At 43.3% G+C, this 26156-nt stretch carries 26 protein-coding genes; all 26 read right to left on the reverse strand.

Annotated elements, in window-relative coordinates:
- Window positions 1-46: 46 nt before the first annotated feature.
- Window positions 47-826: a YlmH family RNA-binding protein gene (locus ACXQIQ_RS04855; RefSeq protein WP_439299885.1), complete on the reverse strand. Its 780-nt coding sequence runs from the start codon at window positions 824-826 to the stop codon at window positions 47-49.
- 12 nt (window positions 827-838) lie between these two features.
- Entirely contained in the window at window positions 839-1093 is a 255-nt protein-coding gene (locus ACXQIQ_RS04860) for a YggT family protein (protein WP_439299884.1), read from the reverse strand.
- 24 nt (window positions 1094-1117) lie between these two features.
- The gene (locus ACXQIQ_RS04865) at window positions 1118-1552 is read right to left on the reverse strand and encodes a cell division protein SepF (RefSeq protein ID WP_226551243.1); all 435 of its coding nucleotides are present in this window, start codon (window positions 1550-1552) and stop codon (window positions 1118-1120) included.
- A gap of 34 nt (window positions 1553-1586) precedes the next feature.
- Window positions 1587-2264 (reverse strand): YggS family pyridoxal phosphate-dependent enzyme, encoded by a 678-nt coding sequence (locus ACXQIQ_RS04870; protein WP_439299883.1) that lies wholly within the window; start codon window positions 2262-2264, stop codon window positions 1587-1589.
- An 18-nt stretch (window positions 2265-2282) separates the two neighbouring features.
- Window positions 2283-3104, reverse strand: coding sequence for a peptidoglycan editing factor PgeF (pgeF, locus tag ACXQIQ_RS04875; protein ID WP_439299882.1), 822 nt, complete (start codon window positions 3102-3104; stop codon window positions 2283-2285).
- Window positions 3105-3202: 98 nt separating this feature from the next.
- Complete coding sequence (locus ACXQIQ_RS04880) at window positions 3203-3490, reverse strand: YlmC/YmxH family sporulation protein (protein ID WP_226551245.1); 288 nt, start codon at window positions 3488-3490, stop codon at window positions 3203-3205.
- 151 nt (window positions 3491-3641) lie between these two features.
- Complete coding sequence (sigG, locus tag ACXQIQ_RS04885) at window positions 3642-4424, reverse strand: RNA polymerase sporulation sigma factor SigG (protein ID WP_439299881.1); 783 nt, start codon at window positions 4422-4424, stop codon at window positions 3642-3644.
- Between the two features lie 93 nt (window positions 4425-4517).
- Window positions 4518-5237 (reverse strand): RNA polymerase sporulation sigma factor SigE, encoded by a 720-nt coding sequence (gene sigE / locus ACXQIQ_RS04890; protein ID WP_226551247.1) that lies wholly within the window; start codon window positions 5235-5237, stop codon window positions 4518-4520.
- A gap of 32 nt (window positions 5238-5269) precedes the next feature.
- Window positions 5270-6193 (reverse strand): sigma-E processing peptidase SpoIIGA, encoded by a 924-nt coding sequence (gene spoIIGA, locus ACXQIQ_RS04895; protein ID WP_439299880.1) that lies wholly within the window; start codon window positions 6191-6193, stop codon window positions 5270-5272.
- A 399-nt stretch (window positions 6194-6592) separates the two neighbouring features.
- On the reverse strand, window positions 6593-7750 hold the full coding sequence (gene ftsZ, locus ACXQIQ_RS04900; protein WP_439299879.1) for a cell division protein FtsZ: 1158 nt from the start codon (window positions 7748-7750) through the stop codon (window positions 6593-6595).
- Window positions 7751-7791: 41 nt separating this feature from the next.
- Window positions 7792-9075, reverse strand: a complete 1284-nt coding sequence (gene ftsA / locus ACXQIQ_RS04905) for a cell division protein FtsA (RefSeq protein ID WP_439299878.1) — start codon at window positions 9073-9075, stop codon at window positions 7792-7794.
- Window positions 9076-9226: 151 nt separating this feature from the next.
- Window positions 9227-9592, reverse strand: coding sequence for a small basic family protein (locus ACXQIQ_RS04910; RefSeq protein WP_439299877.1), 366 nt, complete (start codon window positions 9590-9592; stop codon window positions 9227-9229).
- A complete protein-coding gene (locus tag ACXQIQ_RS04915) occupies window positions 9593-10294 on the reverse strand; it encodes a DUF881 domain-containing protein (RefSeq protein ID WP_439299876.1) in 702 nt (233 codons plus the stop codon). It abuts the gene before it with no gap.
- A gap of 8 nt (window positions 10295-10302) precedes the next feature.
- Window positions 10303-10998 (reverse strand): DUF881 domain-containing protein, encoded by a 696-nt coding sequence (locus tag ACXQIQ_RS04920; protein ID WP_439299875.1) that lies wholly within the window; start codon window positions 10996-10998, stop codon window positions 10303-10305.
- Window positions 10982-11770 carry a cell division protein FtsQ/DivIB gene (locus tag ACXQIQ_RS04925; protein ID WP_439299874.1) on the reverse strand — a complete coding sequence of 263 codons (789 nt, stop codon included), beginning with the start codon at window positions 11768-11770 and terminating at the stop codon, window positions 10982-10984. Before ACXQIQ_RS04925 ends, ACXQIQ_RS04920 begins: the two co-directional genes overlap by 17 nt.
- 175 nt (window positions 11771-11945) lie before the next feature.
- Window positions 11946-12857, reverse strand: a complete 912-nt coding sequence (gene murB / locus ACXQIQ_RS04930) for a UDP-N-acetylmuramate dehydrogenase (RefSeq protein WP_439299873.1) — start codon at window positions 12855-12857, stop codon at window positions 11946-11948.
- A gap of 208 nt (window positions 12858-13065) precedes the next feature.
- On the reverse strand, window positions 13066-14118 hold the full coding sequence (gene spoVE / locus ACXQIQ_RS04935) for a stage V sporulation protein E (RefSeq protein WP_458026090.1): 1053 nt from the start codon (window positions 14116-14118) through the stop codon (window positions 13066-13068).
- 85 nt (window positions 14119-14203) lie between these two features.
- Entirely contained in the window at window positions 14204-15556 is a 1353-nt protein-coding gene (murD, locus tag ACXQIQ_RS04940) for a UDP-N-acetylmuramoyl-L-alanine--D-glutamate ligase (protein ID WP_439299871.1), read from the reverse strand.
- A gap of 1 nt (window position 15557) precedes the next feature.
- Complete coding sequence (mraY, locus tag ACXQIQ_RS04945) at window positions 15558-16529, reverse strand: phospho-N-acetylmuramoyl-pentapeptide-transferase (RefSeq protein ID WP_439299870.1); 972 nt, start codon at window positions 16527-16529, stop codon at window positions 15558-15560.
- 58 nt (window positions 16530-16587) lie between these two features.
- On the reverse strand, window positions 16588-18060 hold the full coding sequence (locus tag ACXQIQ_RS04950; protein ID WP_439299869.1) for a UDP-N-acetylmuramoyl-L-alanyl-D-glutamate--2,6-diaminopimelate ligase: 1473 nt from the start codon (window positions 18058-18060) through the stop codon (window positions 16588-16590).
- A gap of 159 nt (window positions 18061-18219) precedes the next feature.
- Window positions 18220-20151 (reverse strand): stage V sporulation protein D, encoded by a 1932-nt coding sequence (locus ACXQIQ_RS04955; RefSeq protein ID WP_439299868.1) that lies wholly within the window; start codon window positions 20149-20151, stop codon window positions 18220-18222.
- Between the two features lie 67 nt (window positions 20152-20218).
- Window positions 20219-22438, reverse strand: coding sequence for a penicillin-binding transpeptidase domain-containing protein (locus ACXQIQ_RS04960; RefSeq protein WP_439299867.1), 2220 nt, complete (start codon window positions 22436-22438; stop codon window positions 20219-20221).
- Window positions 22439-22453: 15 nt separating this feature from the next.
- A complete protein-coding gene (ftsL, locus tag ACXQIQ_RS04965; RefSeq protein WP_439299866.1) occupies window positions 22454-22816 on the reverse strand; it encodes a cell division protein FtsL in 363 nt (120 codons plus the stop codon).
- Window positions 22817-22831: 15 nt separating this feature from the next.
- Window positions 22832-23761 (reverse strand): 16S rRNA (cytosine(1402)-N(4))-methyltransferase RsmH, encoded by a 930-nt coding sequence (gene rsmH, locus ACXQIQ_RS04970; protein WP_439299865.1) that lies wholly within the window; start codon window positions 23759-23761, stop codon window positions 22832-22834.
- A 42-nt stretch (window positions 23762-23803) separates the two neighbouring features.
- Window positions 23804-24235, reverse strand: a complete 432-nt coding sequence (gene mraZ / locus ACXQIQ_RS04975) for a division/cell wall cluster transcriptional repressor MraZ (RefSeq protein ID WP_439299864.1) — start codon at window positions 24233-24235, stop codon at window positions 23804-23806.
- A 295-nt stretch (window positions 24236-24530) separates the two neighbouring features.
- Complete coding sequence (bshC, locus tag ACXQIQ_RS04980) at window positions 24531-26150, reverse strand: bacillithiol biosynthesis cysteine-adding enzyme BshC (RefSeq protein ID WP_439299863.1); 1620 nt, start codon at window positions 26148-26150, stop codon at window positions 24531-24533.
- Between the last annotated feature and the right edge of the window lie 6 nt (window positions 26151-26156).

Raw genomic sequence — 26156 nt, forward strand, 5'->3', positions numbered from 1 at the left:
GTCTTACTAACTGTTTTTTCGACATATTGTCTATTGATTCCTGCTGTCATTTCGATTTTTTTGTTCCGTAAGAGATTTTCCACTTTCCCTTTTTGCTCTGTCCATCTATGGAAATGAGCTTTGCCCGGCCTAAACCTCGGACTGAAATCTGGTCACCCGCTTCAAGTAAGCTCGATGGTTGTTCGACAACTTTCCAGTTCAACTTGACCTTTTTATTCGTGATGAAAGGTACGACTTTCGCACGTGAGAGACGGAATATCTCCGCAAGAATGACATCAAGACGGAGTGAGGAAACGGTGCTCTGTGAGTCAGCCCATTCGTCATCCGTCTGGATCAGTTGATTGCTTGGAATCTCACTAACCTTCACCTTGCTCTTCCCTATTGATGTCAGATTCAAACGGACATAATCAGCAATTTCTCCAGCAACGACGATCTGGCATCTTTCGTCCGCGATAAGGATATCCCCGAATTTCTTCCGCTTTATTCCCAGGCTCATCAAGGCACCGAGGATGTCCGAATGCTTCAACGTCACGAACTTGGAAGGATACTCCACTTCAAGACATTGGACTTCGTAATCATCCGCTTCAGGTTCATAATAAACGGGGTACAACAAGGTTCGAGTTCTCTCGATGCCCTGGTACCCCTTCCATAAATCGAATTGTATCTCATCATTCTTACCCATCAGAGCAACTAGAATCTGTTGTTCTCTTGGATCCAGAAAATCTGTCACTTTCATCCGATATTGGTCTGTTACAATCCTCCGCCATTCCAAGACTTGATCAATGAATGGTTGTTCTTCTGGTCTGAAATGTTCGTAAATAGACATCCTCAATCCAACCTAAAACATGTTGAATAACGAAACGATTCCGATTTCAACAAAGTAAAGTGCAAACAATGCGACGATTGGGGAAAGATCAATCATCCCAAGCGGCGGAATGATCTTACGGAACCAGGATAAGAACGGCTCACAAATGGATCCTAAAAATTGTCCAAAGGAAGATTCTCTGGCATTCGGTACCCAGGACATGAAAATGTAAATGATGATCAGCCATCTGTAAGCGCTGACTCCAAACAAGATTATTTCTAATAGCATGCTCTATACCACCCTTTTGTTCTACTATTCTTCTCCAGCCATTTCTGAGATGGCACCTGACACATCCACATTATCTGGAGTGCACATGAACGTATTCGGTCCAAGCTTCTGTATATCTCCACCGATGGCATACACGGTGCCGCTTAGAAAATCGACAATTCGCTTCGCTTGATCGAGTGGGATTCTCTGGAGATTCATGACAACCGCACGGCGGTTTTTTAATTGATCTGCAATTTCTTGTGCCTCAGAATATGTACGCGGCTCTAGCAAAACCACTTTGACTTGTTGTTGGACACTTTGCAGACTGACGATGTTCTGACTCTGGCTCTTCTGATCCCGTCGAGAACGGCTCATCGTTTCATATTCTTCGCCGTTTTCTTCATCGACTTCATATACTTCTTCTTCGTACATGTCGTCATCAAATGCAAAAAAATGTTTCAACTTCGATTTGATTCCCATGGTGAGCCTCCTTATAGTATATGTTCAATACCATTTATATTTCTTTACCGACTAAAGAAGTGCCGATTCGTACGAATGTCGCACCTTCCTCTACGGCAATCTCATAATCATTTGACATGCCCATGGACAGCTCTGTGCAAGGAGCAAACGGAAGATTCAGAGCTTGTACATCTGTCTGCAGTTTGCGAGTCTTTTTAAATATGTTCCGCAATCGCTCCTCGTCCTCAATATGCGGTGCCATCGTCATTAAGCCTACAACTTCAATCGAGTCATAAGGCTCGAGTTGTTTAATGAAATCAATCAACTGCTCAGGCTCTATTCCATGTTTCGACTCTTCACCGGAAACGTTGACTTGAACGAAGCACTTCACTTTACGATCAGCCCGTTTATTGATTTCTTTTGCTAATGACTTGCGGTCGAGCGAATGTATGTAATCCACCTTATCGATGATGGATTTCACTTTACGGGACTGGAGTGTCCCTATGAAATGCCATCGGATGTCGCCGGTAACTTGTCCATGCTTATGTAAGAACCCTTCATCCCGATTTTCCCCAAGATGAACAACTCCAGCATCAACCGCATTTTGTGTGGTCTCGACGCTCACGTATTTAGTGACAGCAACCACAGATACATCTTCAGGATCCCGACTTGTCTTCTGACAAGCCGTTTCAATTCTATGACGTATGTGATTCAAGTTATCTTGGATATTCAAAATTACCGGTTTCACCTCCTACTCTTTCATCATGATGAAAGCTAGCATTCTGCCGGTGCTTCCATTTTCTTTACGATGTGAAAAGAAATCTTCAACCCCACAGCTCGTGCAGTGGTCGGTGACATGAATATGTTCTTCTCGTATCCCCGATTGGAGCAGCAATTGCTTATTCAACATCTGCAGGTTCAACATGTACTTTCCTTCACTTTTCTGCGTATAAGGTTTCGAGGACCCTTCTGGTAAGATGGCTTCCACATGAGAAATGACGCGCTCATCCACTTCATAACAGCATTGCTGTATGGAAGGACCGATCCAAGCTTCGATATCAGAAGCAGGCACATGCTCATTCTTTTCCCATTTGGAAATCATTTCTTGGGCAATTCCAGAAACCGTGCCTTTCCACCCTGCGTGGACCACCCCGATGATGGAATGACTTTTCGATATAAAATAGATTGGCACACAGTCCGCATAACCAAGAGCAAGTACTGTATTCGGATCCTTCGTGTACAAACCATCAGTACCCATTATTCCCGTATTATAGGAAATTGAACCCTTGCCACGATCCATTTTGGACACTTCTTGTACCTCTTTATCATGGACTTGATCTGCAAAAATCCACTGATCGAGTGTTGTCCCAATCGATTCTGCAAGACGCTTACGGTTTTCAATCACTTTGTCAGTTTCATCGTTGACATGAAGACCAAGATTCAAGGATTGAAATGGAGAGTGGCTGCATCCGCCATGCCGGGTGGAAAATCCGGCGAATACCTGCTTGTTCGGGGAATCAATACCCTCGATTTGGAAGTATCGCTCATGCTTTTGTCGGAATGATTCAACCATATTCAACCCTCAAATCTCAACAGTAATGTCGACTTTTTGTTGCGCTTTCCTTATTTTATCACAACTTGTTGAATTGTTGGAGAACTGCTTCTCGGCTTTTAACTTTTCGTAGAATTATGGAATCCTTGTGGTGAAAGTTGATTTTCCGAGTGATCTTCAAAACGGACCAGGATGACATCTTTTCCGATCTTTACAATATCTCTCCATGGGATGATGATATCATTTTCCTTCCTCATGAAGCCCATCATCCGTCCGGCTCCGGGAATGACGATGGCTTCAATTTTACCAGTACCAAGATTGATTTCAAGGTCTGCAATATGTCCGAGCTTACGGCCGTTAGAAACGTTGACAACATCCTTTACTTGGAATTCAGAGATCTTTATCACGTTTTACTCCCTGCCTTTCATAATTGGCTAACGTTAAACAAGGCTTCTCTATTAAATATATGAGGCTCTGATTTTATATGAACAAAAAAAGCACTGACCCGGGTTTCAGTGTCGTTAGGACACTTCGGGTCAGTGCTCAATTATTCTTGATTCAACTGCTCTGTATACTCTTGTTCATCTGATTGATGGCTGCTTTCTCGAGTCGAGAAACTTGGGCTTGAGAAATGCCGATTTCATCAGCCACTTCCATTTGCGTTTTTCCTTGGAAGAAACGCATCGTCAAAATCATCTTTTCACGTGAGTTAAGACGAGTCATGGCTTCGCGTAGAGCTATCTCTTCAATCCATTGATAGTCCTTCTGCTTGTCATCACTGATCTGATCCATCACGTAGATCGGTTCGCCACCATCATTATAGATCGGTTCAAACAATGAAACCGGATCTTGGATGGCATCCAGTGCAAAAACGACTTCTTCTTTCGTGACGCCTAATTCCCGGGCGATTTCAGTCGGGTTCGGTTCACGCGATTCCTTACTGACGATCTTGTCACGCACTTGAAGGGCTTTGTACGCAATGTCCCTCAATGAACGAGATACACGAATCGGATTGTTATCCCTTAAGTATCTTCTGATTTCTCCAATGATCATCGGGACGGCATAAGTTGAAAATTTAACATTTTGTCCTAAATCAAAATTATCAATGGACTTCATGAGACCGATGCATCCGACCTGGAACAAATCATCGACATATTCTCCACGATTATTGAACCGTTGGATGACACTCAAAACCAATCTCAAGTTACCATTGACTAATTTTTCTCTTGCTGATAAATCACCACTCTGCATTTCTTTGAACAAAATTCTCATTTCTGTGTTTTTCAAAACTGGAAGCTTAGATGTATCCACACCGCAAATTTCAACTTTATTTCGTGTCATATCTTCCCCTCCAATTGGGAGTAACTGTAAAAATAAGTATCTCCTCAGGAGGGAAATTTATGCACAAGCATTCAAAATGTGTCGAATGTCCTGCTACATCATCTTATTGAATTCTTTTTGAAGACGCTTGATAATGCGCTTTTCAAGCCTCGATATATAAGATTGGGAAATGCCCAAAAGATCAGCCACATCTTTTTGGGTCTTTTCTTCACCACCCGCAAGACCAAAGCGGAGCTCCATGATTTGTTTTTCTCTAGGAGACAAGGAATATAAGGCCTTAATCAACAGTTTCCGGTCGACACTCGCTTCAATATCCCGTGTAATGATATCTTCATCTGTGCCTAATACATCGGATAAAAGGAGTTCGTTCCCGTCCCAGTCCACGTTCAATGGTTCATCGAAGGAAACTTCAGAACGCGTTTTGTTGTTCCTTCTTAAATACATGAGGATTTCATTTTCAATACACCTGGAGGCATATGTGGCAAGTTTGATTTTCTTTTCCGGGTTGAATGTATTGACCGCTTTAATCAGACCGATTGTACCGATGCTGATCAAGTCTTCGATGTTGATGCCGGTGTTCTCGAATTTCCTTGCGATATAGACGACAAGCCTGAGGTTTCGTTCGATGAGGACTGCTCTTGCTGCTTTATCTCCTTTCGGTAACTTTTTCAGGAGTAAGGCTTCTTCATCTTTCGAAAGGGGCGAAGGCAGGGCCTCGTTACCACCTATGTAGTAGATTTCCTCTTGCTTCACCCCTAATTTGATCAACAACTTATACCAAAACAGTGTAATGCGAAGTTTCAGCTTCCCCATTCCTTATCCTCCCTCGAAAATTTGGTTGAGTCTTAAGAGGCTGATGAGACGACCGTAGCGTGAGACAGCATTTTCGGATGGAGGATTGCCTGGTATTCCCCCTCTCCAGAAACATTTGTGAAGGTGAGACCTACGATGAAGTTTCTGGTCTCATATTTCACCCCATCTGCCCATATCGTCATTTGATCGGCTTTGATCCCCATTAGAAATTGATTGCTACTACCTACTGCGCGGTATGGAATGATGCGCATCCGGTCAATCCATGGATTCTCTTCATCGTCCATGTCTCCAAGCTGGTCTATGCTTTTTGCTTGTTGTACGACTGGGTCTGGCAACTCATTTTCGAACACAGTCAGATCTAGTATCATGACAGGTGTTTTCGTTATCGGGTCATGGAGTTGATTCCCACTGTCCAATAGACCCTGTCCTTTCAGGATTGTCGAGTCTATTTTCAACTCAAAATTCATAATTTGGTCATACCGCAGTTTCCGGACTTCAATATCCCCGACTCTACGTTTCGTGAAGTAAATCATGACAGGAACCATGAGTAGAACGAATAACCAACTGATTGGATCTCCCATACCGGTTGACTGGGTCATTAGAACGCCGTTCATGACCTGTGCTTCCGATTGAAGAAAATAATGTGCTCCTAATATCCCCCCTCCAGTTATGAATGTCGCAAAATAAAACATAAATAGGCCTTGTACAAAATAACGGAAACGCTTGAAACCGAATGTACACATAATGATAAAGACAGAATAAATGAATTTCACAATCGGATGGTAAACGAGACTGGAGTCTAAGAACAAAAACAGTACGTAAAGAGATCCTAAGAATGATCCCAGAATCAATCTTCCCATTTTCGTGTTTCTTTTTAAGATGATGGAAGTAAGCCATAACAACATGAAATCGATACAGAAATTCAGAAACCAAATGACATCCAAATATATCGTCATTGGTCGCTCCTTTCACAGCTTGAACTGTGAAATCAGTATAGCTTAAACCGCTTAAAATTGTCTGTCGGTTTATGAAGTGTACAACCCATTAATTTTGGAAGATTTATAGAGGTTTTGTCGGTGGTTTTTCGGGGTTTTGTACATGTTTCAGCTCATAAAATGATTTGCGAGACAACGGACTGGAATTCTTCCGCTTTTTAGAGGGAACAAATCGATGGATTTGGGAGACGAGACTGCTGTTTCTCGAAAATGTTCGTTTGTTTCCCGAAAAAAGGAATTCATCTCTCGATAAAAGCGGAACGTCTTGCCAATTAGTCACATCATACTACGTACACGAACTACCTCCCTTAACATGAAAAAGGACCGTCCCATAAGTGGGACAGGCCTTCATAATCGTTATTAACGGCGACGGTTACGGTTACGTAAGAACGCTGGGATGTCGAGCGTGTCGTTGATATCCGTCTGTGGTGACGAATTCGTAGAACGCTGACTTTCCTGACGTTGTGGTTGCTCTTCACGGCTCTTTTGAGGTGAAGGTTGTTGATTTTGGTTGTTCATCGTTTGCTTTGGACGTTGCGGTTGTTGTTGCTTCGCTTGATTTTGAACTTCATCAAAACCTGTCGCAATGACCGTCACAAGGATTTCGTCTTTCAAATCTTCGTTGATGACAGAACCGAAAATCATGTTTACATCTTCGTCAGAAGCAGAAGATACGATATCAGCAGCTTCGTTTACTTCATAAAGACTCAAGTTCGATCCACCAGTGATGTTCATCAATACGCCTTTCGCACCATCGATGGATGTTTCAAGCAATGGACTTGAGATCGCTTTTTTCGCTGCATCGGACGCACGGTTCTCACCAGCTGCAACCCCGATACCCATCAGTGCTGATCCTTTAGAAGTCATGATCGTCTTGACGTCTGCAAAGTCCAAGTTGATTAAACCTGGTACAGCGATCAAGTCGGAGATACCTTGTACACCTTGACGAAGTACGTTATCCGCTTCGCGGAACGCTTCGAGCATTGGCGTGTTTTTATCCACGATTTCCAATAGTCGGTCGTTTGGAATGACAATCAACGTATCTACTTTTTCCTTTAATGTTTCGATTCCGCCGACTGCATGAGTCGAACGCTTTCGGCCTTCGAACGTAAATGGACGTGTGACGACTCCTACTGTCAACGCACCGATCTCTTTTGCGATCTCTGCAATGACTGGAGCTGCACCTGTACCAGTTCCGCCACCCATTCCCGCAGTGACGAACACCATGTCTGCTCCTTCAAGAGCTTCTTCAATCTGCTCTTTACTTTCTTCAGCAGCTTTTTTACCGATATCCGGATTAGCACCTGCACCTAATCCTCTTGTAAGTTTCGAACCGATCTGCATTTTCGTCTCCGCTTTGGAAAGGTTCAATGCTTGTGCGTCCGTATTGACGGCAATGAATTCTACACCTTGTACATTATTTTCGATCATACGATTGACGGCATTACTACCTCCACCGCCGACACCGATTACTTTAATCTTTGCGAGGCCATCCATATTCATATCAAACTCTAGCATTTGCGATCCTCCTAATCATCTGGTTTTCTGATTTTGTGTGGTTATTCGAAGAAGGTTCCGAACCATTCTTTCATTCTATTCTTCACACCCGGCTTTTCTTTCTCTGAACGTTGTGGTTCTGTGTTACGTCGCTTTTTGACGGGCTGTTCTTCCATATGTTCTTCTGATATCGCGGCAGCAACTTCCTTTCCTTGAACTTTCACATTTTTGAAAGTGAACTGGATCAATCCTACTCCAGTCGTGTACTGCGCTTCACGGACTCCGATGTAATCCGGCATGGATATTCGGACATTCTGATCCAACACTTCACGTGCCAGTTCTAGGACACCCGGCATTGCAACGACCCCTCCAGTCAGGACAAAACCGCCTGGAAGTTCCTGATAACCATTACGATTCAATTCTTCTACAATCAAACCGAAAATTTCTTCCATTCTCGGTTCGATGATATGCGCTAATTCATATTGCGAGAATTGCTGCTCGTCAGAGGAACCAATTCGAGCAACCTCGAATGTTTCTTCATCTGAGGCATGGTCAATATAAGAATGCCCATGTTTTACCTTAACACGTTCTGCGTCTTCTGTGGTCGTTCTAAGTCCAATTGAAATATCTTTAGTAACAAAGTCTCCCCCGATTGGAAGAACCTTTGTGAATTGGATTGAACCTTGATCAAAAACGGTAAGAGTGGTTGAACCTGCACCCATGTCGACTAATGCGACACCAAGGTTGCGTTCGTCTTTATTCAGTGCGACTGTTCCTGCTGCTAAAGGTTGTAGACATATATCTGCAACTTCTAAGCCAGCTCGTTCTACACACCTTAGTACGTTATGTAAAATCGTTTTTGATCCTGTAATGAGTATGCCTTCCATTTCTAGTCTGACGCCAATCATGCCCCGAGGGTCATTGATTTCGGCTAACCCATCGACCACAAATTCTCTTGGGATGACGTCGATGATTTCCCTTTCAGGAGGTATGGACATTACTTGAGCAGCATCTATGACTCTTGTAATATCTTCATCTCGTATTTCACGATCCTCACTGGATACGGCAACAACTCCATGACAAGGTTGGAGTTGGACATGGTTTCCGGTAATTCCGACAATCACGGAATTGACTTTTATTCCTACCATTCTTTCAGCTTGTTCAACCGCTTTTCTTATTGAACGAACAGTTTCATCAATATCAACGATGGAACCTTTTTTGATTCCTTCTGATATTTCATTCCCTACTCCAATGACATTAAAGGACTCATCAGACATTTCTCCAATGATTACTTTAATATTGGATGTACCGATGTCTAAACTAATCATAACTTCGCTGCTGTTCATTCTGTGGCACCTCCCTCAAAATATCTACTTGCTCGATCCATTACGAGATCTGATAGGTTCCATTCCTATCCTAATGAATAAGCCGAAAATACTGGTTTAAAAGCGTATTTAAGGAATGTATTCAACACTAAGCAAGTATTCCCTTTATTTTTTATAAGTTTTTTCGCTCTGTGGCATCTAATTTTGTGTTTTTTGATAAAATCAAACGACGAATGACCGCAATGTTGTTAAAAAGCCTTACACCGAATGCAAAAATTGCAGCCAAATACAAGTCTACACCAAGATGGACACCTAGAAAAGCCAAACCTGCGGCAAGCAGGATATTGAAGAAAAATCCCGTTATGAAAACTTGATCATCGAACGTTTTTTGCAGCTGGGCGCGAATCCCACCAAATAATGTATCAAGAGCCGCTAAAACGGCGATCGACAAGTAACTCGTATACTCATCCGGAATTCTTATTTCTGACATGAACCCAAGAAGGAGGCCGATCAATAAACCTAATACAGGTAGCCACATTTAGGATTCCCCCTTCTCTTCCATATACTTGACACGAATTTGCTTGTCATATGCAGGAATTGTGACGTTATCCACCAATTCAGAAGACAACAGAAGGTTATCTCTAGCGAAATCGTCACCTGATTGAGAAGTGAGCATTTCGGTATGAAGTTTGTTTGAATCTTTTGAAAGGACTTTGATCCTGATCGGAAATGAGGATAACGGTTCGTCATTTACAAAGGTCTTGCCGTTCACTTCACGAATCGGGGTCGTATTGATGATTCGTTTTCCATCAATGGACATTTCTCCTGCACCATATGTATTCAGTTCATTGATCAGACGACGCAGTAATTCTGGATGGATGGTTTTCACATCTGATCCGGCTAAATTTTCGTCGTTTAATAATGGTTCGATGGTCAGAATGATTCCGTGACCGCTAACTTCTGTCAAGCCTGCATCTTTTTTCAGCTCTGATAAAGTTTTCTCCAACGCCCTTAATTGATTCGAAGTACTTTCTCCGGAATACTCATCAATCAGTTGTTCATTCTTATAGATCTCATTATAGAGTTCTTGTTGAACCTTCTTTTGTTGCTCGAGATCTTGTCTTAATTCCCATATGTCTCGTGTATCTCTTACAATCGGCTCTTGGGTCGTATGAAATTGAACAGCAACCATGAACCCTAAGATCAACGTTGTTATCGCAAAAATTACACTTCTCCGCATCGTTGCTGTCATCCTTCCCGATCGATGAATGGTGGAATCTCGATGCTAGATTCTTTTTTCATTGTAACCTCTACTCCATCATCTACTAATTGATCTGTCACATTACCTGATAGATTCAATGAACTCCACAAAATATCCGTATCTCCGATGGCAGTGATGACAAATGGAGCAGGATGTTTTACCCCATCGACATTCACGACAGGTCCAACGCAATTGATGAAACTCGTCTTGGAGATCCGCTGACCATTGATGGCAATGGTCTCAGCACCTGTAACATATAACTCATGTATGACTTTTCTGATGTGCTCTTCATGTACGATATAATCATTCGGGTTTTCGGTTTCTGGAATGTAAGAACTGTCTTCTAGTTCTACTTTGAGTCCAGGACCTTCTACACCGACTTCCCCGACAACTTTTCTCAGTTTTTTGACCTCTTCTACCATGTTGAAGGATCTTTTCTCTTGAGTAGCAATCTTTTCTTCCATGTCATTGACGACTGTTTGGGCATCTTCCAGTTCAGTCTGCAACTGTCTGTTTTCCCGTTGTAATGACAGTATCGAAGTCCTCAACTGGTCTTCCCTCTTCCACTGGTCATTGGTCGGACGCTTGTCCGCCTCGCTTGTGTATTGAAAGGAGTAGGAAATGATGAAGCCCGTAACCAGAAGAACCAACGAGTATATTGCATGTTTACCCCTGACTTTCATTCTCCGTTTCTTCCTTCCCTTCTCCTTGTTCATAAGGTTCGAACCTTGGTGACTCAGACATATAAATGATTCCTTCTTTCTGACCATCCAATTTCTCCACAATGGAAGGGTAGTATTGCATGTATGTAGCAAAATTGGAAATACGGGATTTTACTTCGTATCCATCGTTCATATAGAGTGTGATTTGCTGTTCATCCTTCTCAACTGGCGTATGATGAATTTCAGAGATTCGGATACGGATGCTTTCATCCAATTTATTCAACTCTTCTGCCATGCTCGGAATCCGTTCTTTGTCATTCCAACCGATCAGAATCGGCGCATTTGTTGGAACTGTATTTTCGGAGACTCTTGGAAGTGATTCCCCGTTTTGTAGTAGCGGATAATAGACGCCTTCTTTTTCAAGAAAAGCGACCTTTCCGAATTCAGTAACATTTATGATCACTTTGTTTGGAAATACTTTTTCAACCTTCACTGATTCCACTTGGACCAGTTTTCGGACATCTGATTCGATGGCAGCCGCATTGACTGACCAATAGTTCGTTTCCGTCGTAAGGTCGATGTTGGACATGATTTTTTCTTCGGTTATGACCTCGTTCCCTTTGATCGCAATCGTCCGCACATGACTGAGCGGCGATTGGAAATAAACTATGATAAGAATGAGCAAAAAGAAAAAGGAAACATAGAAGATCATTCTACGATTCGCTTTTTGTTTCCGTTGTTGCTTCAGTTTAGGAATACGGTCTTCGAGTGTCGTAACCTTTTTATTTTCCATAAGGTCTCCCCCAATAATCGAGGACTTTGAAAGAGTGAAAAAGGGTCTGACCTGCACCATCTCGTCAGACACCTTCAAACGTACATGTCCACTATGATCAAATACATCCATTTAGATGTATTATAGCATATTGAAATGGAACTTTAATCCAACTTTATGCATCATTCTCCATTTTTTATGAGTTTTCTCTTCCAATCATCTCTACTTCTGTTTCCATATCGATATCATGTTTCTCTTTTATCGTCTGTTTGACCAATTGAATCAGGTCGAGTACATCTTTTGCTTTGGCATCTCCGGTATTCACAATGAAGTTTGCGTGCATATCCGAGATTTGTGCACCACCGATTGAATGTCCCTTCAAACCAGAACTCTCGATTAATTGTCCTGCATAATTCGGTAACGGATTACGGAATACACTTCCACAGCATGGATGATTCCAAGGCTGGGTTTCTTTACGGTAATCTTTGTTCTTCTGCATGACTTCCGTGATGGATTCCCGGTCTCCTTGCTTCAGTTGAAGTACGGCCTCAAGACAGATGCCAGGCCTTTTTTGAAGGATGGAAGTACGATAGGAGAATTCCATTTCTTTGCAAGTAAGCCATTCCATCGTACCGTCTTCGAAAAGAATAAGTGCTTTCTTCAAAATTTGTGACATATCTGAACCGTGGGCTCCAGCATTCATGTAAACGGCTCCACCTACTGAACCTGGTATTCCACTTGCAAATTCAAGCCCAGCCATCCCTTTACGACTCATGATGGTAGACAGCTTGACGAGTGAATATCCTCCACCAACTGTAATTTCTTCACCATTTTCTTCGAGATGGTCCATCCCTTTACTTAATTTGATGACGACACCTTCAATGCCCTCATCCATGACAAGCAGATTCGAGCCACGACCGATGGCCGTCCAACGCAGACCACTATCTTTTACGATCTCGACCGTTTTTTTCAAGTCCTCGATCGAATTCGGTTCCACCAATATGTCGGCTGGTCCCCCGATCTTCATCGTTGTATGTTTAGCGAGCGGTTCGTCCTGAGAGACTTTCCCGACATTCGCATCTTCTAATTTTTTTATCAATTCATTCATTTCACAGACACCACCTTATACATCTCTATAATATGATATGCACTTTACATGTCCATAGCTAAACATGGCATTTTTCGTAAAATTGATCTCAACGTGCAACCGACCATATTATTCGTAAGCAAAAAAAGAAACTTGGCAGAAGCCAAGCTGTTTGGAGAACGTATTCTACCACTTTAAGTCTAATCCAATCCACACATAATGTCCACACTCAATACCTTGCGTATCGGCTTATATTCAATAGGACGCCAAGGGCCATGAGCATGAGTGTAAGAGAAGATCCTCCGTAACTCAAAAATGGAAGTGTGATACCTGTAACAGGCATGAGCCCGGTAACAACTCCAATGTTGATCATGACTTGTATGGCAATCATCCCGATAATACCGATTGATAAAAGGCTGCCGAACAAATCCGGTGCCCCGAGTGCAATCCGTATTCCTCTCCAGAGGAGCAATCCGAACAAAAGCAATACGAGTGATCCCCCGATAAAACCGAGCTCTTCAGAGAGAATGGCAAAAATGAAGTCCGTTTGCGGCTCAGGCAAATAACCGTATTTCTGGCGACTTTGTCCAAGACCAAGACCTAATAATCCACCAGGTCCGATCGCATATAAAGATTGGATGATCTGAAATCCACTACCGAGCGGATCACTCCATGGATCGAGGAACGATGTGATCCGTTTGATCCGATATGGTGCGGATATGATCAAGCCGACGAATCCGATTAGACCGATGAAGCCGAGTCCGACGAAATGACTGACTCGTGCACCTGCCACATAGATCATGACCACACACGTTCCGACGAGGACCGCTCCTGTCCCTAAATCCGGCTGGAGCATAATCATTCCGAACGCGAGCATGACGACACCAAGCGATGGCATCAATCCTTTTTTGAAGGAAGTGATCTTCTTCTGATTCGATGCTAGATAACGAGCCAGAAAGGCAATCATCGCCAATTTGGTGAATTCAGAAGGTTGGATCGAGAATGCACCGACACCAATCCAGCTCCTTGCTCCACCTCGGACCATTCCGATGCCAGGAATCAGCACAGCGATGAGAAGAACGAAACAGGCTAATAATAGAATTTTGGACCAATTCGACCAGTTCCAATAATCGACCTGCATGATCAAAAACATCGCAAAGATTCCGAGGCCGGCGAACAGCAATTGACGCTTGGCAAAGAAAAATGAATCATCGAATTTTATTTCCGCCCATTGAGCGCTTGCACTATAAACGGTGATGATACCGATGGCAAGCAATGTCATCGTCACAATCACTAATACGAAATCTGGTGTTTTCTTAGCCTTAGGCAATCAAGACACCTCGAATCTAAAGGTTTACACGTCCCTATTACCTAAGTTTATGCACCGCTTGGATAAACATGTCCCCTCTTTGTTCGAAAGAAGGATATTGATCCCAACTGGCACATGCAGGGGATAACAACACGACATCCCCAGATTCAGCGTAATGGTTTGCAACAGGAACGGCTTTTTCAACATTATCAACATGTTCAATCGCCTTTATTCCTGCTTCTTCCGCTACTCTGATCAATTTCGGAGCTGTTTCACCAAATGTAATCAATGCTTTGACGTTATCTAAATACGGTTTTAACTCATCAAATTCGTTTCCTCGATCCAAACCACCTGCAAGAAGTACCATCGGTTCATTGAATGCAGCGATGGCTTTTTGAGTCGCCAGAATGTTGGTCGCTTTTGAATCATTGTAAAAGCGTATACCATCGTGGGAAGCGACGAATTGCAACCGATGTTTGACTCCACTGAAGGTGCGTAGCACTTTGGTTATTTGAGCATTAGAAGCCCCTGCCAGTTTTGCTGCTGCTATGGATGCCAAAATGTTCTCGAGATTGTGCTCTCCAGGGAGAACGACATCCTCTACGGGTATGATGGCTTCCTGCTTGAACATAACATTCCCTTCGAGGAGATAAGCACCATCTTGCATGGTTCTTTTCGTACTGAATGGAATCTTTGTGCTCTTCACTTCTTTGACGAGTTGAACCACTTCTTCATCTTCAGCATTGTACACACAAAAGTCCTCAGATGTCTGATTCATGAATAGTCGAGCTTTCGCCTTTCCATATTCCTCACGCGTGCCATGATAATCGAGATGTGCATCGAACAGATTCAAAAGCACCCCGATGTTCGGTTTGAAAGAATCGATTCCCATTAATTGAAAGCTTGATAACTCAGCAATGATGATATCCTCGTCCGTTGTCTGATCGGCAACTTCACAGAGAACAGTTCCAATGTTCCCGGCAACGTGAGGTGTCTTTTTCCCATCTTCAAGCATTTCTCCCACAAGTGTCGTTGTAGTCGTTTTCCCATTGGAACCTGTTATACCAATCAATTCTGCATAGGTCAGATAGGAAGTCAACTCTACTTCGGTATAGATCGGTATCTTCCTTTCAAGTGCAGAATGGATCAACGGGTTTTTATATGGAATCCCTGGGTTCTTTACGATGAAGTCGATCTGCTCGTCCAACAGGCTGAGAGGGTGACCTCCGCAGTGCACCTCGATTCCTAGTCCTTGAAGCTCTTTCGCCTCTGGGTTCTCTTCCAGCGGCTTTTGATCGTTGACGATTACCCGCGCTCCGTGACTATGCAAAACTTTTGCAGCTGCTGATCCGCTTTTGGCAAGGCCAACCACTAACACGTTTTTCTTTTCCAATTCATGTTTCCGGTTCAATTTAGATCAACACCTCAATATAGATTCCGAGACTTGCGAGCAATAGTCCTACTGCCCAGAAAGTGACAACGATGCGCCATTCACTCCACCCGCTCAACTCGTAATGATGGTGAAGTGGACTCATCTTGAATACTCGTTTTCCTGTCGTTTTGAAGGAAACCACTTGAATCATGACCGATAAGGTCTCCATGACAAAGACTCCGCCGATCAAGACAAGGAGTAATTCAGTTTTTGTTAATATAGCGACTGCAGCAATTGCGCCACCGAGCGCTAACGATCCTGTATCTCCCATGAATACTTTCGCGGGATGTGCGTTGAATACGAGGAAGCCTAGCAAGGAACCTACGACTGCGAGACAGAATAATGCTACATCCAAGTCAAGCTTACTGGATGCGATGACCGCAAATGCACCGAATGCAATCGCAGCAGTTCCAGCGAGCAATCCATCCAGACCGTCTGTCAAGTTGACAGCATTTGAAGCACCGACGAGCATGACGATGATCAATACGAAATAAAACCATCCAAGCTCAATCGACCATTCCGTTCCGGGGATTGATAATGCGGTTGAAATGCCTGCTTGCCTCATCCCGAAATAAAAAATGATTGCAATGACAAGTTGCCCAAGCAGCTTCTGCTTGGATGTTAGACCTAGGTTCCGTTTCATGACGACTTTGATGAAATCATCAATGAATCCGATCACTCCGTAACCAAATGTCACGAATAACAAAATCATCGTTTCTGTTGTAAACAATCCGAAATACAATGCGATAAACAGAGTCGAAATCAATAATGAAACAATGATGACGATTCCACCCATTGTGGGTGTTCCAGATTTCTTTTGATGTGATTTGGGCCCTTCTTCACGTATGCTTTGGCCGAATTTTAGACGTTTCAAAAATGGAATGAATATCGGCGAAAGGACGACAGCTACAATAAATGAAGCCAGAAGGGTAACGATTAATGTGGTTTCCATTTGAACTAACCCCTCCCAGTAGATGATAAGTTGCTACATATTTGAATAACTTTCAACATTATACGTCAGACCGTTTCTTGATTGCTTGTCGTGCCACTTCGCGGTCATCAAAATCAATTGTCTGATCACCGATGATTTGATACGTTTCATGACCTTTTCCAGCAATCAGGATGACATCACCTTTTTTAGCGATATTCACAGCTGTTTCAATCGCTGCTTTCCGATCTATGATTGAGGTGTAGGAGCCTTTTTCAATGCCAGCTTCCATATCCTCTAAAATCTGCTCTGGCGCTTCTGTTCTTGGGTTATCGGACGTGAAAATCGCATGGTCTGAATAATTGACAGCTATTTGTGCCATTAACGGTCTCTTGGTGCGATCACGGTTTCCACCACAACCGACGATCACATGGACATCGCCTTCAGCAAACTCTTGGATCGTTGTCAGGACATTCTCCAGGCTATCTGGTGTATGGGCGTAATCGACGATCACCGGAAATGGTTGTCCTTCGTCAATTACTTCAAAACGTCCAGGTACACCCTCCAATTGTTCGACAGAAGTGATCATTTTTTGCTCATCAAGTCCTGCTGCAATTCCAGCTGTCATCGCTGCAAGGACATTATATACACTGAACTTGCCGACGAGCTTCATGGTGACATCGTATTCACTTGTTAAGGTTCTGATTTTGAATTGGGTACCCTTCCCAGAAATACGGATGTCTTTCGCCATGACATCACATTCATTTTCGATGCCATAGGTCATGATTTGAGCCGAGGTCATTCTTTTCAGCTGTTTAGAAGCATCATCATCAGCGTTCAAGATTGCGAGTTTTTGCTTCTTTCTATCATATGTATTACCTAGCTGAGAAAACAGAAGACCTTTCGCCTGTAAATATTTCTCCATCGTTTCATGATAGTCCAGGTGATCCTGAGAAAGGTTTGTGAATACAGCAATATCGTAATCACACCCACGGACACGCCCCATTTCCAGTGCATGAGAAGAAACTTCCATGAATGCACTATCGACTTTTTCATCAATCATCTTAGAAAAAGCTTTCTGAAGGAACGGTGCTTCGGGCGTCGTATTGGCGACCGGGTATTTTTGATTGTTGATCCGCATTTCAATCGTACCGATGACACCTGTCCGTTTGTTCTGGTCCTGAAACAGATGGTCCATGATATGCGTGACTGTCGTCTTACCGTTCGTACCGGTAACGCCAATCAATTGGAGATCATGTGTCGGTTGATCGTAGAAAAAATCCGACAGGACAGCCATCGCATGCCGACTATCCTTCACCAGAATGACTGGGACGGTCGTTTCAATCATTCGTTCAGCTAAGATCGCTGACGCGCCTTTCTGCACGACATCGTCAACATAGTCATGTCCGTCAAACTTTTCACCCTTGATACAGATGTACAAATTCCCTTTTTCCACTTTTCTCGAATCCATCTCGATACTGGTGATGGAAGGGTCATCTTCATTGAACAATTGATAGACCATCAAGTGGTCCAATAGTGATTTCAAGTTCTTCATAAAATTCATATCCATCCTTTTATTCAACATGATTCATTTAACATGCAAAAGAAAGTGTCGGACACTCTATCAACATTCTCGGTCTGGTACCATCCAGATGATGTTGAAAAGAAAGAATGTCAGACACTGTTCCGCTTAATGAATGCTATAGCTTACATTTTAATCTTCTGAAGCAGATTTGTCACCCATATATAGTCGAATCGTTGATCCGACAGCCAATTTGATACCAGGTTCTGGTGCCTGGTCGATAACCGTATCACCTTCGCCGACTGTTTCAATCTTCAGCTCGTAAAATGCCTTATGGATATCTTGCCTTGATTTCCCTTTTAAATCCGGAATTTCGATTAAAGGTTGATCCAGCCATGTCAATTCCTTTTCAATCTGATTCTTTCGTTTCGGAACATTCATCGCTGCCAAACTGTCTTCAATGATATTCCCGACGATTGGAGCGGCTACGATCCCCCCGAATTGCAGTGTCCCTTTCGGGTTATCCACGGCAATATAGACGACGATTTGTGGATCATCCGCAGGTGCAAAACCGATGAATGACACGATGTGATTGTCTTTCAAATATTGTCCGTTCACAGCCTTCTGTGCAGTACCCGTCTTACCTCCGACCCGGTACCCATCAACGAACGCCCCTTTACCCGTTCCTTGAGCGACAACACTTTCGAGCGCTTCCCTAACTTGCTTGGAAGTTTCTTCAGATATGACTCTGCGTTTCATCTGTGGAGTTGTTTGTTCCACAGTCTTCCCCGTATCTGGATCGAGCCATTCTTTGGCTACGTATGGTGTGTAAAGGTATCCTCCGTTCACAGCTGCTGCAACTGCAGATACTTGCTGGATCGGTGTCACCGAGACCCCTTGCCCAAAAGCAGTCGTAGCCAGTTCCAATGGGCCGACTTTATCCAAATTGAAGAGAATTCCTGTACTCTCCCCTTGAAGATCAATTCCTGTTTTTGTCCCGAAACCGAAGTCTTTAATATAAGAGAACAACTTTTCTTTCCCTAACCTCTGACCCAAGACAACGAACCCTGGGTTACATGAGTTTTGCACGACTTCTAGATACGTTTCACTTCCATGACCGCCTTTCTTCCAGCAACGCAGCTTTCGTCCAGCCACTTCAATCGAGCCTGGGTCGTGGATGCGATCATTTTGCAGGTCCACTTTACCTTCCTCTAACGCTGCAGCCAGTGTGATGATCTTGAACGTCGATCCTGGCTCGTACGTGCTCCATACCGGCTTATTACGGTTATAAATCTCTTGAGGGACTTCCCGGAAGTTTTCCGGGTTGTAATCCGGCCTGCTCGCCATACCGAGAATTTCACCTGAATTCGGATCCATCGCAATTGCGACGACCCCGTCCGGATTATACGTTGCTTCCGCAATATCGAGCTCCCTTTCGATGATGGATTGGACGTTTGAATCGATCGTCAGTTTCAAGTCCATACCATCTGTAGGGGGTTTGTATTCATCAGATAATGAAGGCATACGGTTCCCTCGTACATCAGTGTAAAAAGAAACATATCCTTTGTCGCCTTTCAAATAGTCATCGTATTGAAGTTCCAGTCCTGTCAGCCCTTGATTATCGATTCCGACAAACCCGAGTACATGAGAGAGATAGCTTCCATTCGGGTAGTGCCTTTTACTGTCTTCTCCGATAAACACACCCGGTAGATCGAACCCTCTGATCTCATTCGCTTTTTCATTGCTGATCTTCTTTCCACCTTTGATCTTAACGATCGATTCTCTCTTCGTAATCGTCTTATAAACATCCGTTTCACTCAGGTTCAGTGCAGCCGCTAATTTTCTGGCGGTTTCAGAAGGATCCTTCACCTGTTTCGGTACGACAAATACCGTCGGAGCACTGACATTCATTGCAATCGGAACACCATTCCGATCAAGGATCTCTCCTCGCTTCGGTTCAAAAGGGACATTACGGCTCCAGGAATCAAGCGCCAATCCGGTCAACCAATCCCCTTTCACAAACTGAACATAGGCTAAACGACCCGTAATAATCAATAAAAATAAGAGACCAGCTACAAAAACAAAAATAAGCCGTCTCCGCACAGTCACATTTGAAACGCGCAATAGTCCAACCTCCTCGGCAGATAAGCTCGTTCCAATTATATGCTTGTACAGAAACGACTAGAACTTGTCAGTTGTTCTTCTCTTTCTTGTCTTCTTCTTTCTTCTCTTTTTCTTTTGACGCTTCTTCTAGCATCTTTTTCAGTTCTTGTGGAGACTTAAGCTCGACCACGAGCGGTGAGTTCTCCTTCACGGCAGATCCTTTCGCTATACTTTGTAAAGCTGCAAATCCGCTCCCTGTGAACTCAGGTGTCTTCAAATCCAAAGCCTTCGCAAGTCTGAGCACTTCAGAACGTGACATACCAGTCAAATCCGGCATCGTCACCTTCCCATCCGTTTTCAAAAAGACCGTTTCCCCTTTTAAAAGGTTTGTGCCCGCAAAAGGAGCTTGGTTGACGATCGTATCTCCTTCTCCGAAAACCTGAACTTGAAGCCCTTGTTCTTCCAGCTTCTTTTTCATCTCAATGGATGATTCGCCAGTAAGATCATCGAGCCCGATCCCATTACCAGATGACCCTTGGACTTCTACTGAACTCTCATCTGGAGTGATGTTCAAATACTGCAAGCTGCTCTTCATGACCGGGTTGAATACTTTAGATACTGGGACTGATCCGGATTCATATTTTGCATCGTCTAGGTCGGGACGATCTATAGCTACATATACAATCAAACGAGGATCATCTTTCGGTGCCATCCCTAAGAAAGAGAACAGGTAGTTGTCCCACCCCGACATAAGTTTTCCATTTTCGTATAGCTGTGCAGTTCCTGTTTTTCCTGCAACATCGTAACCTTCAAGCTCATAGTTTTTACCTGTCCCGTCGGTTACTACCGTCCGTAAAATTTCTCGGACTTTTTTTGCCGTTTCAGAGGAAATCGGTGTACCGACAGTTTTCGGTTCAGCATCTTGGATTGTTTTCTTGGAATTCGGGTCTACCATTTTATCAATGACATAAGGCTTCATCATATTACCGCCATTAGCGATTGCGGTTGCTGCTTGTATTTGTTGTATTGGTGTAATGGCGCTACCTTGTCCAAATGCAGTGGCCAACCGATCTATTTCACTATAATCTTGAATGACGGAATTACCCTCACCAGGGATGTTAATTCCTGTTTTCTCATCAAATTCCCAACGATTATTAATATACTCATACAACTTATCAAAACCAAGTTGTTCGTTTGCAATTTTTGCAAAAGCTACGTTTGAGGATTTACGGACACCCTCATCATACGAGATGGTCCCCCATCCTTTTCTGCCATTGTGATCTCCTACACTACTATACTTTGTCTTGTAGACTCCTGATTTGTATTCATCATTTCCTTTGTATACCCCTTCTTCAATCGCTGCCGCCAGGGTGAAGATCTTCATCGTCGATCCTGGCTCAAATGCAGAACTGATGGCGAAATTCGTATAGTTGGTGATGTCGCGGATGTTCGGATTGAAGCTCGGGCGGTTCGACATCGCCAAGATCTGTCCTGTCTTCGGATCGGCGACTATCCCGATCATACGTTCCGGACTATATTCCTCATCTACGTTGTTCATCGCTTTTTCCAGGAATAGTTGAATCTTCTCATCAATCGTCAAGTAGACACTCGCTCCATGTTTCGGTTCTTTAATCACTTCATTCGGGTCAGGGAGCTTATACCCAGCGCTGTCACTTTGATACTTCAGCATCCCGTCTTCTTCTTGCAAGTATTTGTCTAATGCCTTTTCAAGACCCATCGCACCAGTACGTGTCCCGTCATCATTGTTCGCTGCAAAGCCAATGATATGGGATGCAAAATCCTGGTTAGGATAATACCGCTTCGTTTTTCGGTTAAATTCAATACCTTGGACGCCAAGCGCTTTGACCTCTTCCATTTTAGAATGGCTGATTTTGTCTCCACCAGGGCCTAGCTCAACCTGGAACGCTTCTCTCTCGATTCCACTTTCCAATAAATCTCTGATTCTTGCTTCTGACATATCGAGAACAGGAGCCAGTTTGGATGCGGCTTTCGAAGGATCTTCAATATGATTTGCGTAGTCTTGATTCAGAATGGCGATAACCGTATAAGAAGGGATGTCTTCTGCAATCGGTTCTCCGTTCCGGTCATAGATCGTTCCTCGATTTGCATCGAGTTTATTAGACCGAGTCCACTTCTCCTCTGCCCATTGTTCCAAATCGACACCTTCCGCTTTACCTGTCCAACCTAAGTAGAAATACCTGCCAATCAATAAGAAAAAGAGCAGGACAAATATCAAAGATAAAATCACTGCTCCTTTGTTGATATTAGAACTCTTCTTTTCAATCATCCGAACCACACCTAATTAATTATTGACTACTTTTATATTTTTATCGTCAAATTTCATGCCAAGTTTATCTTCAGCATAATTCATAATTCGGAGAGGCTCGCTCAATTCTGCCTTTTGTAGCTCAAGATCGTTCACTTTTTTATTATGCTGATCGATTTTTTGCTCCATCACCTGAATGTCTTTGTTCACGGTGTAGATTTCAGCATAATTTGAAATTACGAAGATCGAAGCGGCAATCAGCATGAGACCAGCGATTGACCATAATACCTTTTCACCTTTCGTAATACGTGAGAGCTTGCGTTTGACGACTTGTGGTTTCGGCTGTGGATTTTGAACATGATTCGTATTTCTCTGTACTTGATGGGCTAGATTACTCATACCCCTCTCCCCTTTCTAGCGTTTTTCTGCGATTCTGAGCTTCGATGAACGAGCTCTTCTATTTTTATCTGTTTCCCCAGTGTCTGGTGTAATCGGTTTACGAGTGACAAGATCCATATTCGGTTGGTATTCGTCCGGGATGACCGGCAAGCCTTGCGGCAAATCCGGTGTGCTGCTTTCTTCCTTCAAGATCTTTTTGCATAACCGATCTTCAAGGGAGTGGAAGGTGATCACGCAAATTCTTCCACCTGCATTCAGCATTTCAATCCCGTCTCGTAAAGCCTCTTCGAAAGCATCGATTTCATCATTCACTGCAATCCGGATCGCCTGAAAGGTTCTCTTAGCCGGGTGGCCGCCTTTTCTACGCGCCCTTGCTGGGATAGCTTCCTTAATGAGATCGACCAATTCACCAGTCGTTTCAATGGCTTTTCGCTCTCTGTACGATTCGATTTTCCTCGCGATCGATTTCGCGAATTTTTCTTCTCCATATTTGAAAAGAATCGAGACAATTTGTTCATAGGACCATTCATTCACTACATGATAGGCAGAAAGTTCGCTCGTCTGATCCATTCTCATATCCAATGGGGCATCCTGATGGTAGCTGAAACCTCGTTCTGCTTCGTCCAATTGTGGAGAAGAAACACCAAGGTCAAACAAAATCCCGTCAACACCACTAATCCCTATTTCCATGAGCTCTTGTTTCAGATGTCTGAAATTCGACTTGATGATCGTGAATTTCCCTTCATACTGTGCCAATCTCTGTTTTGCATTTTCAATTGCGTGAATGTCTTGATCGAAAGCATATACATGTCCTGTGGTGAGTCTTTTGACGATTTCTTCTGTATGACCCGCTCCACCAAGCGTACAATCCACATATATGCCGTCTTCTTTGATGTTCAGTCCTTCAATTGCTTCTTCTTTCAATACTGTTTCGTGCTCAAACATACGGTTCCCTCAATTTCTACATGTCCACAAAGTCCGGCTGCACTACAGGTCGAAATCCATAAGACTTTCAGCAATCTCACCAAATGAGTCTTCTGATTGGGAGAAGTATTCTTCCCAGATCTGCTTGTTCCAGATCTCGATTCGATTACTTACCCCGATGACGACACAGTCCTTTTCCAACTTTGCATATTGTCGTAGTGTCGATGCGATGTTCACACGACCTTGTTTATCGAGCTGACATTCAGCAGCTCCTGAGAAAAAGAATCGTGTAAAAGCTCTAGCATCTTTTTTTGTAAATGGGAGTGCTTTCAACTTTTCTTCAAGCTGTTTCCATTCATCAAGAGGGTATCCAAAAATACATTGGTCTAGTCCTCTTGTAAGTACGAAAGTGGATCCCAGTTCGTCACGGAATTTTGAGGGGACGATCATTCTTCCCTTATCGTCGATGGTATGTAAATGCTCTCCCATGAACATAGACGGATCCCCCTCCCCACTTTCATCCCTAAGTCTACCACAACTCCCCACTTTGCACCACTTGTTTTAGTATTCGTTTGAACAAAAAAAAATCCTGCTGTTGTAAGCAGGATTTTTCAAAGTTTTTATCGTCTATAAACTACACGATTGGCAGTCTTTTTCCGACAGTAAATCGGTTATTCAGTTAAGAACTTCCACCTTGGAATACGTATGCTGTAGACGACCGTAGAATGATCCTATCCAGTTCAAGTACAAGTGCATATTTTGTATGCGTCCGATCATGAATCATGGTGAATTATACGTACACCGCTTTCGGATTTCCATTCCATTCATATTGTCCGCTCATGAGCGTATCGATCAAGCCCATTCCACAATGATTAATATAATAGAAGACATTAAGCACCCGTTCTTGAGGTTGTCCGTGTGGTGAGATGTGGGTGAATAGATAATCGTATTTCCGCATTTCAATTTCGTGGCGTTGATAAATCGAATGCTCCATTTTTTGTTTCAAATACGAGATTTGTCCCTCTATGATTTCCCAATTTTTCTCCACTATAGGCTGTAACCCCTTATCCAGGTCGACTGCTATCTCTTCCAAACGCTCATGTTCCTTTTTCAAGTGGTGGAGGGAAGTGGTGAATTCTTCGTCAAGATCGTAATCGGTATGCTCCTTCAACCATTCTTCCTTTACAGAAGAGACATCGGACTGCTGAATCATCTCCAAAGATAACCCGGTATCGTCCATCAATTTTTTTGTCGTCCGATCGATGACAGAGATCGATAGACGAGGAATAATTGGAGGCATCTGGATGTCATAGGTATGGAATGTCTTCCTTAACATGCTCCAATAACTGATTTCCCCAGGACCCGCTACAAACGCCAGTGTTGGCAAGAGTAGATCCTGCATCAATGGTCGAGTGACAACGTTGTTACTGAAGCGCTCAGGTGTCTGCTTCGCGATTTCTCGCATTTCTTCTATAGTATATAAGCATTCATTATGCTTACCTCTGAATTGACCATCTTCTCGGATGAGCAGTACACGTGTATCTCCCTCATCGATGAATAGGTGGGAATTCGCTTCCTCTGATTCAATGATGGTAGAGTATCCTAACTCAGAAACCTCTTCCATACCTTCTTGAAAAGCATGATCGGTTTCACGGTTCTGCTTAATCATCTCAAGAAAATAGGGCGTTTCGATCTTTCGAATTTCCGGATGATTTGAATCAAGCATAACGATTCCATAATCCTTGAAAAGAGTTAGCATCAGATACGAAAAGAAGTCTGTCATGGAACTTGTATGTTCAATCACTGCTTCCATCATAGACTTTAATTCATTCGTATGTTCTTTTTCACCGAACGATCGGATCACTTCATCTATCCATCGATGCATTTGTTCTTTTTGCAACTGAATATAGGAAACGGACCTTTTCCCTTCACTTAAAGAAAGCTTCTTCTTACGGACCATGCTCTGTTCGGGTACATGGATATGATTCACTTCATCGAAATCATGGTCTTCACCTGCGACCCAGAAGACAGGGACAACAGGGGTTCCAAGTTGCTTTTCTTTCTCTTTTGCAAACAGGATCGCTGACATACATTTATGTATCGTGTAGAGTGGTCCAGTCAGAAGACCCGCCTGCTGCCCTGTCACGACGACTGTTGTCTCCGGGTCCTTGATTCTTTCAATATTCGAATACGTATGCTCGGAAGCTGGTAACTTCCGATGGTAATCCATCAAGTGTCCATAGACCGCTTCTCTTGGAAAATGACGTTCCTTCAACTCTTTCCACCGGTCGATGTATGATTGCTCTGAAGTAGGATCGTAATCAAATAGACCAAGCACATTCGCATCGCCAGAAAGGTAAGCGGAGTATAGATCGTTTTTATGTTGGTAGGGTATATCTAGTACATTCATTATGCT

The organism is Pseudalkalibacillus sp. Hm43 (assembly GCF_054170705.1).